The 13133-nt window shown below is 41.7% G+C and carries 15 protein-coding genes and 1 riboswitch; of the genes, 7 read left to right on the top strand and 8 right to left on the bottom strand.

Going from position 1 to position 13133, the window contains the following annotated elements; genetic code table 11:
* Both ACRZ9O_RS06915 and ACRZ9O_RS06910 read left to right on the top strand, forming a co-directional pair.
* The gene (locus ACRZ9O_RS06915) at nucleotides 1-1233 is read left to right on the top strand and encodes an MFS transporter (RefSeq protein ID WP_459457668.1); all 1233 of its coding nucleotides are present in this window, start codon (nucleotides 1-3) and stop codon (nucleotides 1231-1233) included.
* Nucleotides 1233-2255, top strand: a complete 1023-nt coding sequence (locus ACRZ9O_RS06910; RefSeq protein ID WP_459457666.1) for a hypothetical protein — start codon at nucleotides 1233-1235, stop codon at nucleotides 2253-2255. Before ACRZ9O_RS06915 ends, ACRZ9O_RS06910 begins: the two co-directional genes overlap by 1 nt.
* Here the strand turns inward: ACRZ9O_RS06910 and ACRZ9O_RS06905 are convergent, their stop codons facing one another.
* The 5 genes from ACRZ9O_RS06905 to atpB form a co-directional block, all read right to left on the bottom strand.
* Nucleotides 2256-2627, bottom strand: a complete 372-nt coding sequence (locus ACRZ9O_RS06905) for a DUF423 domain-containing protein (protein WP_459457664.1) — start codon at nucleotides 2625-2627, stop codon at nucleotides 2256-2258.
* A 42-nt stretch (nucleotides 2628-2669) separates the two neighbouring features.
* Complete coding sequence (gene atpH, locus ACRZ9O_RS06900; protein ID WP_459457662.1) at nucleotides 2670-3206, bottom strand: ATP synthase F1 subunit delta; 537 nt, start codon at nucleotides 3204-3206, stop codon at nucleotides 2670-2672.
* An 11-nt stretch (nucleotides 3207-3217) separates the two neighbouring features.
* Nucleotides 3218-3712, bottom strand: a complete 495-nt coding sequence (gene atpF / locus ACRZ9O_RS06895) for a F0F1 ATP synthase subunit B (protein WP_459457660.1) — start codon at nucleotides 3710-3712, stop codon at nucleotides 3218-3220.
* A gap of 125 nt (nucleotides 3713-3837) precedes the next feature.
* Entirely contained in the window at nucleotides 3838-4083 is a 246-nt protein-coding gene (atpE, locus tag ACRZ9O_RS06890) for an ATP synthase F0 subunit C (RefSeq protein ID WP_395617216.1), read from the bottom strand.
* 36 nt (nucleotides 4084-4119) lie between these two features.
* The gene (gene atpB, locus ACRZ9O_RS06885; protein ID WP_459457658.1) at nucleotides 4120-5172 is read right to left on the bottom strand and encodes a F0F1 ATP synthase subunit A; all 1053 of its coding nucleotides are present in this window, start codon (nucleotides 5170-5172) and stop codon (nucleotides 4120-4122) included.
* A gap of 510 nt (nucleotides 5173-5682) precedes the next feature.
* Nucleotides 5683-5800, top strand: a riboswitch (SAM riboswitch).
* A gap of 9 nt (nucleotides 5801-5809) precedes the next feature.
* On the opposite strand from atpB, the gene ACRZ9O_RS06880 reads away from it, so the two are divergent.
* Nucleotides 5810-6910: a homoserine O-acetyltransferase family protein gene (locus ACRZ9O_RS06880; protein WP_459457656.1), complete on the top strand. Its 1101-nt coding sequence runs from the start codon at nucleotides 5810-5812 to the stop codon at nucleotides 6908-6910.
* Complete coding sequence (locus tag ACRZ9O_RS06875) at nucleotides 6894-7679, top strand: SDR family oxidoreductase (protein ID WP_459457654.1); 786 nt, start codon at nucleotides 6894-6896, stop codon at nucleotides 7677-7679. The genes ACRZ9O_RS06880 and ACRZ9O_RS06875 overlap by 17 nt, the downstream gene beginning before the upstream one ends.
* Here the strand turns inward: ACRZ9O_RS06875 and ACRZ9O_RS06870 are convergent.
* A complete protein-coding gene (locus tag ACRZ9O_RS06870; RefSeq protein WP_459457652.1) occupies nucleotides 7666-8862 on the bottom strand; it encodes a nucleoside permease in 1197 nt (398 codons plus the stop codon). The genes ACRZ9O_RS06875 and ACRZ9O_RS06870 overlap by 14 nt on opposite strands.
* 293 nt (nucleotides 8863-9155) lie before the next feature.
* Between ACRZ9O_RS06870 and ACRZ9O_RS06865 the strand changes: the two genes are divergently transcribed.
* Nucleotides 9156-9620 (top strand): DUF3592 domain-containing protein, encoded by a 465-nt coding sequence (locus ACRZ9O_RS06865; protein WP_459457650.1) that lies wholly within the window; start codon nucleotides 9156-9158, stop codon nucleotides 9618-9620.
* 48 nt (nucleotides 9621-9668) lie between these two features.
* Nucleotides 9669-10496, top strand: a complete 828-nt coding sequence (locus ACRZ9O_RS06860) for an inositol oxygenase family protein (RefSeq protein WP_459457648.1) — start codon at nucleotides 9669-9671, stop codon at nucleotides 10494-10496.
* A 370-nt stretch (nucleotides 10497-10866) separates the two neighbouring features.
* Here the strand turns inward: ACRZ9O_RS06860 and ACRZ9O_RS06855 are convergent, their stop codons facing one another.
* Nucleotides 10867-11391 (bottom strand): nuclear transport factor 2 family protein, encoded by a 525-nt coding sequence (locus ACRZ9O_RS06855; protein ID WP_459457647.1) that lies wholly within the window; start codon nucleotides 11389-11391, stop codon nucleotides 10867-10869.
* Between the two features lie 11 nt (nucleotides 11392-11402).
* Nucleotides 11403-12629, bottom strand: a complete 1227-nt coding sequence (locus tag ACRZ9O_RS06850; RefSeq protein WP_459457645.1) for a serine hydrolase domain-containing protein — start codon at nucleotides 12627-12629, stop codon at nucleotides 11403-11405.
* Between ACRZ9O_RS06850 and yidD the strand changes: the two genes are divergently transcribed.
* Complete coding sequence (yidD, locus tag ACRZ9O_RS06845; protein ID WP_459457643.1) at nucleotides 12614-12925, top strand: membrane protein insertion efficiency factor YidD; 312 nt, start codon at nucleotides 12614-12616, stop codon at nucleotides 12923-12925. The genes ACRZ9O_RS06850 and yidD overlap by 16 nt on opposite strands.
* Nucleotides 12926-13133 lie beyond the last annotated feature (208 nt).

The following is a 13133-nucleotide window of genomic DNA, read 5'->3' as shown; positions in this document are numbered from 1 at the left end:
ATGGAAAATGATAAAATTTCTGGCAAAGCTAAAATGCTCATCGCCGTCGCCGCTCTTGGCTATTTTGTAGATGTGTATGACCTGATCTTATTTTCTGTGGTCAGAAATCCCAGTTTAATGAGTCTAGGTTTGAAAGGGGATGAACTATTGAATCAAGGCTTGAGCTTGATGAACATCCAAATGGGTGGAATGCTTCTGGGCGGAATCTTGTGGGGAGTCTATGGGGATAAGAAAGGACGTAAATCCGTTTTGTTTGGCTCTATTCTTCTCTATTCAGCGGCAAATGCCTTGAATGGTTTAGTGACAGATATGGACACTTATGCCATCTTACGCTTTATCGCTGGTATAGGCCTGGCGGGTGAACTGGGTGCAGGGATTACCCTGGTAAACGAAACTTTGCCTCCATCCAAACGTGGAATTGGAACGCTAATTATTGCAGGAGTAGGTGCGGCGGGAGCTGTTTTTGCCCCGATCATAGCAGGTTTAAGTTCAGATCCCGAATGGTGGAGATCCTGCTATTTTATTGGCGGAGGAATGGGTTTAGCGCTTCTGTTATTGCGCTTAGGCACCTTTGAATCTTCGATGTATACCGAGATGGATGATAAAGTAGAACGAGGTAATTTCTTTCAGCTTTTTTCAAATGGGGCCACTTTTAAGAAATACCTCTATTGTATTTTGATGGGGTTGCCTATCTGGTATATCATCGGAATTCTCGTTTTCTCGGCACCTGAAATAGCGAAAATCATCGGCATCGATGGCAAAATAAGTGGAGGTGATGCGATTATGTTCTGCTATATAGGTCTGGCTACAGGGGACTTTGCTGCAGGGGCTTTAAGTCAATGGTTTAAAAGTAGGAGAAATGCCGTGTTAACCTATCTTTTCATCGCGATGGGTATTTGTATCTATTATTTGTTTGGTATGTCGAACATTACAACGACCCATGCCTACGTGATGATTACGCTTTTGGGTTTCTTCGGAGGTTATTGGGCTGTGTTCTTGACTTTCTCCTCCGAGCAGTTTGGTACGAACGTGCGGATGACGGTGACAACGACGGTGCCCAATTTTGTGCGGGGTGCCTTGATTCCTATTTCTCTATTATTTAAGTTTTTAATTCCATCGGTGGGTCTGATTCATTCCGCGGCCTATGTAGGAGTATTGTGCTTTGCTTTGGCCATCTACTCGGTCCTTCAGTTGAAAGAAACGTTTGGTAAATCACTAGACTACACCGAATAATGGCGCTCATCTCGAAGAAGAAAAATCTCTATCGGATTAATCAGCAGCTTCGGCGGTATTTGCATAAATACAACCGGGAGCACTCGATGAATATCAGCTATGCAGACTTGCTGCGCTATGATAACTCCATTGTGTTGTATGATAAGAATGAGGTAGACACGCTTTGGGAAACGGTTTTTTATTCTCCTGGCGATCAGGAAGAAGTGTATGAATCGCTGAAACAGATCTATGCCGATTTAAAGACAGATGGGAATGAGGAGGTGATTAAGCACTTAGTCATAGATCGGGTCGATTATTGCACCTATGGGAATACGCATCCCTTTCGAATTCGGATTGTGAATCGGGTGAACGATAACTTTGATTATTTCTATATTAAAATTGCGGATGCTTCACGTGTATATGGACTAGAATTAGAACATATTTTATCGCCAAATCGCATCAATTACGTCACTCACGATAATACACTCGTCGAGGAACATATTGCGGGCGTGCCTGGAGATGCTTTTCTGAAGCAGGATTTAGAACTCAATTTAGAGTCGCCTATCCGTTTAGCGAAAGAGTTTGTAAAGTTCAATGAGCGTTGCCTCGTTCAATTATTAGGGGATATGCACAGTGCGAACTTTGTCATCATTACCACGCCGGATTTTGAGGAGATTTATTATCGGATTCGTCCCATTGACTTTGATCAGCAATGTTACGAGGGAAAGAAGACCGTCTACCTGCCACAGTATTTCAAACAAAATAATGCCCTAATTGAGCTGGGAATGAAGTATATGACGCCGGAATCGGTTTGGCAATACCAAATCGAAGAACGCTCGATGATTTCCTCTCGTCTAAAGTCAGAGAGTCAACGGGTGTATGATTTGATGAATGTGATGGCAAAGGATGAGATTGCACCACCAGAAAATGTGGTGCAATTGAAAACGGAATTAGCGAAGCATTACGAGGATGACCGCTTTTTAAAGTGTCAAACGATGGGTGAAATTGTTTGGTTGAGTCTTGAATTAGTAATGCGTCACTAATTACTTCTTAAAGATGGACCACATCATCAGTCCATAACCTATCATATAGCAGACCCCTCCGATGGGTGCAATCGCTCCGAATATGGACATATTCGTTAGGCAGATCAGATAAAGAGATCCAGGAAAGATAATGCTTCCGGCGAACTGAAAATAGGCTGCAGACTTCAAGTGCTTATTGCTGAAATTCATTTGCCAAACTCCTAAGATCAAAAGGACTAACCCTCCATACATTTGGTAACGAGCTGCCGTCTCAAAGGTCTCCTGGCGATTAATTCCGTTTAAATAGTCTTTCCACGCGTGTGCCCCAAAGGCTCCAATCGCCACCGATAATCCCGCCATAAGCGATCCTGTAAACAAGGCAAATTTTTTCATACTAAGGCTATAAAAAAAGGCCTTGATCCCAAGGCCTTTTGATTAAGATGCTAAAGAAACTTTTAAGTCGTTCAGCTTCCGCTTGATCGAATCATCGATCTGCTGGTCGCCTACCTTCAAAATGAATCCACCGATGAGGCTTTCATCAATTTGCTCGATCAATTCTACTTCTTTACCGGTATACTCTTTCACGATTTTCGCTACCGTTGCTTTTTGATCTGCTGTTAAGCTAGAAGCTGTGGTCACGGTCGCTTTCTGTATTCCTTTATAGTCCGTGTACATCGAAATAAACTCTTTTGCGACAGCAGGAAGAATTTTTTCGCGGTTCTTGTTCGTGATAATCACGAAGATACCGTAGGTAACGGGATTGAATTTATCCTTGAATAACTTCGCAAGGATAGCTAATTTGGTGTAATGCTTGATGATTGGGCTCTTTAGCGCTAGCACTAATTCATAACTTCCATCGCAAGTATCTGCGAAGTCAATCATATCTTTAGCCACAGCCTCTACCGCGTTCTTCTCGATCGCGAAGTCTAGCAGTGATTTAGCGTAACGGTGAGCTACAATTAATTCTGACATGGTCTATTCGATTAAGATAATTTAACGTCAGCCATCCACTCAGAAACTAATTTTTCTTGAGCTGATTTGTCTTTTAACTGGCTTTTTAACACTTTCTCCGCTAAATCTAACGAAAGAGTCGCTGCTTCCTTACGGATCGCTGCTACGGCACTTGCTTTCTCTTGTTCGAATGCCACGCGCGCTTTTTCGATTTCTTGGTTAGCGGCAGATTGTGCATCTAATTTCGCTTGAGAAATCATCGCATCGGATGCTTCTTTCGCTTGCTTTATCAATGCATCACGTTCAGCACGTGCTGAAGCGATTAATTGCTCATTACCTGCTTTCAATTCGGCCATTTCAGCACGCGTCGTTTCAGATAATTTGATGGCTTCGTCGATAGATTGCTCGCGCTCAGCTAATGATTGAATGATGGGTTTCCAAGCAAATTTGGCTAGAAGGAAGAATAAAACTCCAAAGACAAGTAATTGCCAAAAAATAAGTCCAAAGTCTGGGGTGATTAACTCCATAGTATTTTAATTTATTGTAAATCGTGTTAAAAACGCAATTTGGCACCTAATGTAAACCAAATTGCGTTTTAAATGGGGTAGAATCAGGTGCAAAGGCTAACCCTTTGGAGATTCTGATTGGTCTCTTACTTCAAAGTAACCAATAAACAAATTACTGCTGCGAATAACGCAACCGCCTCAACGAAGGCAGCAACGATCAACATCGCACCCTGAATTTTTCCAGATGCTTCTGGTTGGCGAGCGATAGCTTCCATTGCAGAACCACCGATACGGCCGATACCAACTCCAGCTCCTAAAGCAGCTAAACCAGCACCAATACCTGCAAGACCAAGACCTACAGAAACTTCTAATAAAATCGATAAAATAGACATACGATTTGGGTTTATATAATAAAAAAAATTTACAAATTAATGGTGATGCTCCTCTACCGCCGAACCGATATAGTTCGACACTAACATCGTAAAGATGAAAGCTTGGATGAAGGCAACAATTAGCTCGATTACGTTCATGAAAAGCGAGAAAGGAACTACTGCGAGTCCTAAAGCCGCATTTTCAAAAATGAAAATCAAGGATACTAAACTTAATAAAATGATGTGACCTGCGGTGATGTTCGCAAACAAACGAACCATTAACGAGAACGGTTTCATGAATACGCCCACAATTTCTACTGGAGTTAAGATAATTAACATCCACTTCGGAACACCTGGCATCGCAAAGATGTGTGTCCAATAGGTAGAGCGGCCATTCACGTTAGTTACAATGAATGCGATAATCGCTAAAACTAGTGTCACAGCGATATTCCCTGTTACGTTTGCACCTCCCGGAATCAAGCCTAACATGTTGTTAAACCAAATAAAGAAGAAGATCGTCAACAAATAAGGCATGAAACGGCGGTAATGCTTTTCGCCAATGTTATTTTTTGCAATCTCATCACGTACGAAAATGATGATGGGCTCGAACATAGACTGAAGTCCTTTAGGAGCTCTGTGTGGATTATCTTGGTATTTTTTACCAATTCCAATGAAGATAGTCAATAATAAAAAAGCTGATAATAATAAAGAGGCTACGTTTTTCGTGATCGAAATATCATAAACCTTCTCGCCATTCTCCGCGTGAATTTTACCGTGCTCTAAAACGAAACCATTGTAAGGAACCTCTTCGTGGTGCTCATTTTTGAAATTAGATGAGGAGAAAACCTGAAGACCCGACGATGCTGTGTAAACAATACAAGGCAAAGGTAGCGTAGCATGAAAATGACCCACAGTGAAGAAGTGCCATTCGTGTTCATCTGCGATGTGGTGAAGAATTAATTTACCTGGATCGAATTTCTCTGATTTAGCCTCAGCTGGAGCAGCTGTTTCTTTCACCTCAGAAGTAGGAGCTGCAGCGGGTTCATTTGCGAACGCCGATAAGCTAATAAAACTAAGGAATAGCCCTAGTAGGATATTCGAAAAGTACATTTTTTGTATTGAAGTCTTAACCTGCATCTGAAATATTAATCTTGCTATTTTCTAAAAACGTCGCAAGTTACGAAGCAAACCAAAAATTTCAAAATTTGTGCAACATAAATAGAGTACAAAAAAGTTGCTGGCGAACAAGACCATGTTTGGGGTGTGGATATAGGCGAAATATCCAATGAAAACGACGCTTAAAATAAATCGAATAGAGAGGGTAAGCATTTGAAATGGAATGTATTTCTCCCCGTCGTTTTTCGACCCCAGATTGGCGAGGTTAAATGTTAAATAGGTTTGGAAAAATTGAAAGACAAAGATGAATTTCAGCTCAGGGTGAAGGTAGGGTAGCAAGGACGTTTGAGCTAAAGCCCAAAGAATACCCCCTAAAATCCCATAAAAAACGGCCATTTTTAACATAGGGCAAATATCGTCAGAAAGGAATTAATGGGCAAAGTTTTTGGAAAAAAGCGATTTCGGCTGTTACTTGCAAGTTCAAATCAAAAAGCCTCGCTGATTGATTTATAAAGAAGAAGGGAGAGACTAGGCTCAATGAACTTCTGGCAACCCGTCTGCAAATGTAGACCCCGGTGCTAATTCCTACCCCAGGCGGTGCCTGTTTAGGGAAATATAAACCATTTTGTGCATGCAAGCTGAGTTTCATCATTTTCATTCTGCGTCCCCATTTGCCCTTGAATTAGGGGGAGAATTACCTGCATTAGATTTAGCATACCAAACCTGGGGCAAAATCAACGCAAAAAAGGACAATGTCGTGTGGATTTGCCATGCCTTCACTGGAAGTCACGATGTGGCAGAATGGTGGCAAGGCCTAGTGGGCCCGGGTAAACTGTTCAATCCAGAAAATAATTTAATCGTCTGTGTCAATATTTTAGGTTCGCATTACGGTTCTTCAGGTCCCTTAACGGTGGATCCGAGAACGTGCATGCCTTATTTTCACTCCTTTCCGGATGTAACGATTCGTGATGTGGTGTCGAGCTTCGAGATCCTTCGCAAGGAATTAAAAATTAATCGCATCAAAACGTGCATCGGTGGATCTTTGGGTGGCCAGCAAGCCGTGGAATGGGCGATTATGAATCCAGGTTTGATCGAAAATTTGATTTTAGTGGCAACGAATGCGATTCATTCGCCTTGGGGCATTGCCTTTAATGAGTCCCAAAGAATGGCCATCGAAGTCGATCCAACTTGGAAAGAATCGCAACCTAAGGCCGGCTTAGAGGGTATGAAGGCCGCACGCGCGACAGCCCTTATCTCGTATCGTAATTACGAAACTTACCTGATTACCCAAGCCAGAAAGGAGAATTCCTACGGTTCCTCTTTGCGCGCGGTTTCCTATCAGCGCTACCAAGGCGAAAAATTAGCCCAGCGTTTTAATGCCTTTTCGTATTTCCAATTATCAAAGATGATGGATACGCAAGATGTGGGTCGAAACCGCGGTGGTGCTATCGCCGCATTGAAACTGATTCAGTCTAAAACGCTCGTTATCGGCATTAAATCCGATGCCTTGTTCCCCATCGTGGAGCAAGAGTTTTTAGCCAAATACATTCCTGGTGCCTCTTTCCAAGTCATCGATTCCTTGTATGGACACGATGGATTCTTAATTGAAAGTGGATTAATGACCAAAGCCGTTCGTTTATGGCAGAAATTACAACGCCTCGAAGTGAATCCGATGGCCGATTTCTTCCAAGCCTTAGAAGCAAAACTCGCATCCCATGAAATTTCACAATAAAGTTGTTTGGATTACGGGCGCGTCGTCCGGAATTGGTGAGGCGTTAGCCTATGCTTTTGCTGCAGAAGGCGCGCTTTTAGTGTTATCTGCTCGAAGAGAAGAAGAGTTGCAGCGAGTGGCCAAAGCCTGCGGCAATGCCTACGTGCTTCCGTTCGATATGCTTTCATTATCAGAGCACGCTGATCGCGTGCAAGATGTGATTCAAACCTATGGTCGCATTGATTATTTGGTTTTGAATGCCGGGGTTTCTCAACGGTCTTTTGTGAAAGACACGGAATTCGACGTCTATCGACGCCTTTTTGAGGTGAATTTCTTCTCGATTGTCTCCTTAACACAGACTGTTTTGCCTGTCTTTACTGCTCAACAATCGGGTGTTTTCGTTCCGATTGCCTCGGTTGCTGGACGAATTTCTACTCCACGCAGGGCCGCTTATGGTGCGACGAAACACGCGTTAATTGGATTCTTTGATTCCGTTCGGGCGGAAGTTTTCAATGATGGGATTCGCGTGACCACGATTTTGCCGGGTTACATCAAGACGAATATCTCCCTTCACGCGATGAACGAGAAAGGGGAGGCTTACGGAAAGATGGATCCGAATCAGGCCAAAGGCTTAGATCCTAACTTCACCGCACAGAAAATCTTGCAAGCTATTCTAGCTCAGAAAAACGAATTCTTTGTAGGCGGTTTCCTCGAAGGTTTTGGCCTATTTATGAAGCGCTTCTTTCCTTCGATCGTACCTTTTATGCTGCGGAAGATTAAGAATACGTAGGTTTTGCTTTGTTTTCACTAAAGAAGAATACGAACAGTAATAATACCACACCAGCAATGGCAGCTGGGACCATCCAAACCGCTTGCCAATCCTTCACGTCATTCACCGTATAGTAATCGAGAACGATGCCTGAAAGCTTCGAACCGATACCCATACCGATTCCATAAGTCGCGAAAGTGATTAAGCCTTGCGCTGAGTTTTTAATTTTCTCGCCCGCTTTTTGGTCCGTATAAATTTGTCCCGTCACAAAGAAGAAATCGTAACAAACTCCGTGTAAGATAATTCCGATGTACAAGATCCATTCGCTCGAAATTCCATCACCGTAACCGAAACAAAGGAAGCGAATAATCCACGCAACCAGTCCCACAACTAGCATCTTCTTCACCCCTAAGCGCGTAAAGGCTATCGGAATCAACAACATAAAAATCACCTCAGATGCCTGTCCTAAGGACATTTTATTCTCCACATTGCTCATGTGCGAATCCGTTAAGGATGGATTTGCCATTGCATAATAGAACGACAAAGGAATGCAGATCAAAATGGAAGAGATAAAGAAAATCAAGAAGGAGCGATCTTTGAACAATTTCAACGCATCTAATCCTAAAATCTGTGCCACTGACGCATTTTTATCGGCTTTAGGAGGGGTATTCGGTAGGGTAAAAGAGTAGATTCCTAACAGGAAGGACGTGTACATCGCAATCTCAAATATGGCTACCTTGTCTCCCAAAGCATAAAAACCGATGATATTTGTCACCACAATCCAAGCGATAGTTCCGGTCACCCGAATGCTCGGAAATTCTTTCTCCGGATTAGACATCTGGTTCATCGCAATCGAATTCGATAAGGCTAAATTAGGGGCAAAACAAAGTGTATAGGCCAAAATATACCAAAAGAAGGTCTCTGGATCCCTCTCTAAACTTAAAAAATAAAGGATAACTCCACCCAGAATATTCAAAAAGCCCATCACTTTTTGGGCTGCGAAGAATCGATCAGAAATTAAGCCCACAAAAAAGGGGGCGAAGATGGAGGCGATGGCAAAAGTGGTGTAGGCGTTTCCCACTTGGTCGCCTGTTGCATGTAAATTATCGAGTAAGTATTTACTCATTTGGCCGTACCAGGCGCCCCATCCGAAGAACATCAGGAACATCATGGACATGAGTTGGAATTTTACGCTACTTTTCATCTTTTTTGAGGTTTAGAGAGACCAAAAATACAAATTTGTCTGATATTTAAAATTTTCTGAAAATATATTTTTAGGCTATTTTGTCGATTTTCTACTACTTGTTTTTAGTAATTCTACCATTTTTTTCAAAGATCAGTCTGTTTTTGAATCATGTTTTTTCAAATAATATAAAAATCTTATTTTATCCTATTAAAATACAACTTGAACACTAATTTGAAGTAAACTCTACTTATTTGATAATCAGTATTATTTGTCGTTTTTTTGAATGTTGAATTGTTTTCAGCACCCCTGTTATGTTTGGAATCTTATTAATATCAGCTCGGCCTACTGGCGAATTTCACGGATCGATGCCCTTGTTCTTGGGTGCGTTCACGGTGATCTCGTTGGCGTTGATTGGTTTTGGTATTGTCCTTTTCAAAAAGCGTAAAGAGTGGGTGCACAATTCTAAGATGACCTACGGTAAAATCGTTGAAATCTCGAAACGTTATTCACGTGATGACCACAGCGGCCGATTCCCCATCTATTTCCCCATCGTCTCTTACTATGTGAATGGATTAGAATTTAGGCGTGAAGCGGATAAAGGTTTGGCCAAAACCTGCGAAATAGGACAAGAAATCCCCGTTCGTTACCTTTCAGAGAACCCCTACGAGGCATCTTTAGCCGAAAATACGGTACCGGGATTAAATCCATCTATCTTTTTTGTGATGGGTCTTTTAATGTTAGCAAGTGCGATCATTCTATTAATCCTGAAGGCATAATTTTATTTTTCCATCGCTTTCAGTAAATTAGTTCCAAAATCTAGGACTATGGAAACCCCTGTTAAAGAAAAAGAGCAATTCAGAAATTACGATCAAGGTGATATCACCGCCGCCGTAAAAGAGCACTACCGTAAAATGCGCTCCCGCCAAACATACGAATATGTTCAACGTATGAAGGCTAAATACCTCACTTTCGAACGCCCTATGGACCTTTGGGAAATGATGGAGCGCTTAAACGTCCTCATCGATGTTTCCGATCCAGATTTAAACCTCCCTAACATCATTCACCTCTTGCAATCTGCCGAAGGCATGCGCGCGGATAATCGCCCTGATTGGATGCAGTTAGTAGGTTTAATACATGATTTAGGAAAAGCGATGTACCTTTTCGGATCTGACGAAGACGGCACCTCACAAGCGGAGCAATGGGGATTAGTAGGCGATGTATTCGTCGTAGGTTGTAAACTACCAGACTCTTGTGTCTATCCAGAATTTAACGCATTAAATCCGGACATGCAAGACCCACGTTACAATACCGAATTAGGTATTTACGAAGCGGGCTGCGGTCTTGATAATGTCCACCTCGCTTGGGGACATGATGAATATTTATTCCAGGTATTAACTAATCACAAAGAAAACACCATCCCAGAAGCAGGAATGGCCATGATTCGCTACCACTCCTTCTATCCATGGCACTCAGGCGGCAGCTACAAAGCTCTATTGAACGATAAAGACGCACAATATCTCGAGTGGATTCGCGATTTTAATCAATACGATTTGTATACCAAATCCCCGGTGATCCCGGTGTATGAGGAGTTGAAGGCATATTATAAGCCGATTGCGGAGAAATATCTCGGCAGTGGTCCTATTTATTGGTAGTTCTTGAGAGGCTCCTGAAAAACGTCGCTAGCAAATGTTTTTTGCGGAGCCTCTCAAGAACTATCCAAAATAAAAAGGGCTCTTTGCCTCGATTCTCTTTTACTGTATAAAACTAAAATGCCCCTTGAAAACGGCGCGAGCACATGTTTTCTACGGGGCATCTTAGTTTTATTCTCTTTCCAGAGATAAATCTTCTTCTCCCTGCTACAAAACATGTGCTTGCGTCACAAAAAAAAGTGCTCCTTGAAAACGGCGCGAGCACATGTTTTCTGCGGAGCACTTTATTTTTATTCTCTTTCCAGAGATAAAACAATTTAGGGGTTCAGAAATCATGTGCTTGCGCCGTTTTAAGAACCCCTAAATTATTTTATCACCATCCATCATCCTTCTTCGGCTTCACCGCCGCCGAATTCGGTTTCTTCGCTGCTGGTGCTGGAGCAACTTTAGTGGATACACTTTTCGTACCCTGGCTACTCGCAACAGACACATCTAAACCCACCCGGCTGTAGACACGGCAAACGATTTTCCATTCTTCGTTAATTTTCATCAGACTTAACAAGTCTATGTATTTAAAGTCATCGAACTTGAATTCCACTGTAGCGATAGCTGAAGTTCCAGCATAAGAATAGTTTACGAGTGCTCCAGTGGCTTTTGCTCCACCTGCAGGCATGCCAGAGATAAATTTGCGCAAGGGCGTATCTGCTATTTTTCCAGTGGATGTATTCAAATTTCTTAGTAAGGCATTGCTCGCAAAAGCACGCCCTAAACTAGCCGTATCCCCTTTAGTGAAACCTTCTGTGTAAGAATTGATGGCGGATTTGATTCCTTCATCTTCTGATTGAGCGAATGTGGATAAACCCACGAGGCAAAAAAGTGCAACAAATATATTTTTCATAGTATGTTAATTTAGTTTCCTCCTGATGCTTCGTTCTCAGCTGGGAGATTTTCTCCTTTTAAGAAAAACTTTGCTTTTTCAGGATATAATATAGATTGTACGATATTGACTTTGGCCAAAGAATGATTCGCCATATTGCCCAAAATAATAATGGCTGAATTATCTTTTTGATTATGCAAGTAATAGTTTTTAAATCCGTGCCACCAACCGGTGTGGTAAGTTAGCCATTCGCCATTTTCTAGTTGTTTTAAACGCCAACCTAATCCGTAGTTTGTGGTTAAAACCTTTGGCTTTGTGTGCTGCGGGGTGAATGCTTCAGCTAAAGAACTTAATTTGACGACTGTTTCTGAATTCAATGCCTGATCCCAAAGAAACATGTCCTCAACCGTTGAATAGATTCCTTTATCACCCGTTACGCCATCTAAATGATCGAATCCGACCACCGCAAGTCCCGAACGTTTCGGTTGATATCCGGTAGCGGACGTTTTTAGTAATTCAGGATGCAGTGGATCATAAACAAAAGACTCGGTCATGCCCGCTGGTGTAAATATATTTTCTTTCACATATTCTCTAAAACCTTTGCCACTTAATCGCTCTACGATGTAGGCAAGTAATATGTAATTGGTATTGTTATAGTGAAATTGGCGATTCGGGTGGTAATCTATGCCTGGTTTTATTTTAATAAATAGTTCAACGACTTTAGCATTCGTTAATGGAGCTTTCTTATCATAATATTTGTCTAAACAATAAGCATAATTAGCAAGTCCAGATTTGTGAGTCAATAAACTGCGAATGGTGATACTGGAATCGTATGGAAAGCCTGGGATGTGTTGTTCCACTCGATCATCCAGCTTCAGTTTTCCTTGTTCCATTAATTGCAGGATAGAGACAGCGGTGAATTGCTTCGAGACAGAAGCTAATTGAAAGGGCGTACGTGTATTTAGTTGTGCTTTTGTGAAATTATTAGCAATGCCAAAAGCTCTTTTGTAAATGATTTTGCCGTATTGGGCGACTAAAACCGTTCCGTTAAAACCGGTATTTTTCTGAAGCGTTTTGAAGAAGGTGTCTAACTTAATCGCTTTTTGTTGGGCGATCTTAGGGTCAAATAATCGAGCGATGCTGTCGTTTCTCTTTTCTACGGCACTGTTTTTGGTAAAAAAATGACCTGGAATATTATTGCAGGAGGCCATGCAGAATAAGGTTGCGAAAATACCAAGAGCCAATGACCTACGATTCATATGCGAAATTGCGAAATGTATTTGTTAAATTTAAAAGCAATTTAATCAGAAAAGGCCTTATTTCAAACCCCATGTTCCAGCGGATATTTGTTTTCTTTTTTCTTGTCCTTATCCGAATTTACCAGGGTATGATTTCCCCCTTTCTGCCTAACTCTTGTCGCTATACTCCTACCTGTTCAACCTATGCGAAAGAGGCTCTTCAGAAACATGGATTAGTCAGGGGATTGCAGCTGACATTCAAACGAATTTCTAGTTGCCATCCTTGGGGTGGGAGCGGGCATGATCCGGTACCCTAATCGTAAATTAACTGTATAAGACCGTAGGGTTTTTATAATTGCTATTATCATATGATTTGTTGATAGTATTAGATTCTACCAAAAGTTATTTTTCAAAAAAAACAATATTGAAAAAACACAATCGAATGTGCGCTGTTTTAGTTATTTGGGGTCAGTCATTTTGTATTATATACTCCCTGTATTATGTATTTTTGTGTCGCACTAAATC

It is taken from the genome of Aquirufa sp. HETE-40SA (assembly GCF_054558635.1).
The sequence above is the reverse complement of the archived record's forward strand: the minus strand, read 5'-3'. Positions and strand labels throughout refer to the sequence as shown.

Coding starts and splice junctions, on each gene's coding strand:
- ACRZ9O_RS06915 (WP_459457668.1), top strand. CDS start 1: ATGGAAAATGATAAAATTTCTGGCAAAGCTAAAATGCTCATCGCCGTC.
- ACRZ9O_RS06910 (WP_459457666.1), top strand. CDS start 1,233: ATGGCGCTCATCTCGAAGAAGAAAAATCTCTATCGGATTAATCAGCAG.
- ACRZ9O_RS06905 (WP_459457664.1), bottom strand. CDS start 2,627: ATGAAAAAATTTGCCTTGTTTACAGGATCGCTTATGGCGGGATTATCG.
- atpH (WP_459457662.1), bottom strand. CDS start 3,206: ATGTCAGAATTAATTGTAGCTCACCGTTACGCTAAATCACTGCTAGAC.
- atpF (WP_459457660.1), bottom strand. CDS start 3,712: ATGGAGTTAATCACCCCAGACTTTGGACTTATTTTTTGGCAATTACTT.
- atpE (WP_395617216.1), bottom strand. CDS start 4,083: ATGTCTATTTTATCGATTTTATTAGAAGTTTCTGTAGGTCTTGGTCTT.
- atpB (WP_459457658.1), bottom strand. CDS start 5,172: ATGTACTTTTCGAATATCCTACTAGGGCTATTCCTTAGTTTTATTAGC.
- ACRZ9O_RS06880 (WP_459457656.1), top strand. CDS start 5,810: ATGCAAGCTGAGTTTCATCATTTTCATTCTGCGTCCCCATTTGCCCTT.
- ACRZ9O_RS06875 (WP_459457654.1), top strand. CDS start 6,894: ATGAAATTTCACAATAAAGTTGTTTGGATTACGGGCGCGTCGTCCGGA.
- ACRZ9O_RS06870 (WP_459457652.1), bottom strand. CDS start 8,862: ATGAAAAGTAGCGTAAAATTCCAACTCATGTCCATGATGTTCCTGATG.
- ACRZ9O_RS06865 (WP_459457650.1), top strand. CDS start 9,156: ATGTTTGGAATCTTATTAATATCAGCTCGGCCTACTGGCGAATTTCAC.
- ACRZ9O_RS06860 (WP_459457648.1), top strand. CDS start 9,669: ATGGAAACCCCTGTTAAAGAAAAAGAGCAATTCAGAAATTACGATCAA.
- ACRZ9O_RS06855 (WP_459457647.1), bottom strand. CDS start 11,391: ATGAAAAATATATTTGTTGCACTTTTTTGCCTCGTGGGTTTATCCACA.
- yidD (WP_459457643.1), top strand. CDS start 12,614: ATGACCTACGATTCATATGCGAAATTGCGAAATGTATTTGTTAAATTT.
- ACRZ9O_RS06850 (WP_459457645.1), bottom strand. CDS start 12,629: ATGAATCGTAGGTCATTGGCTCTTGGTATTTTCGCAACCTTATTCTGC.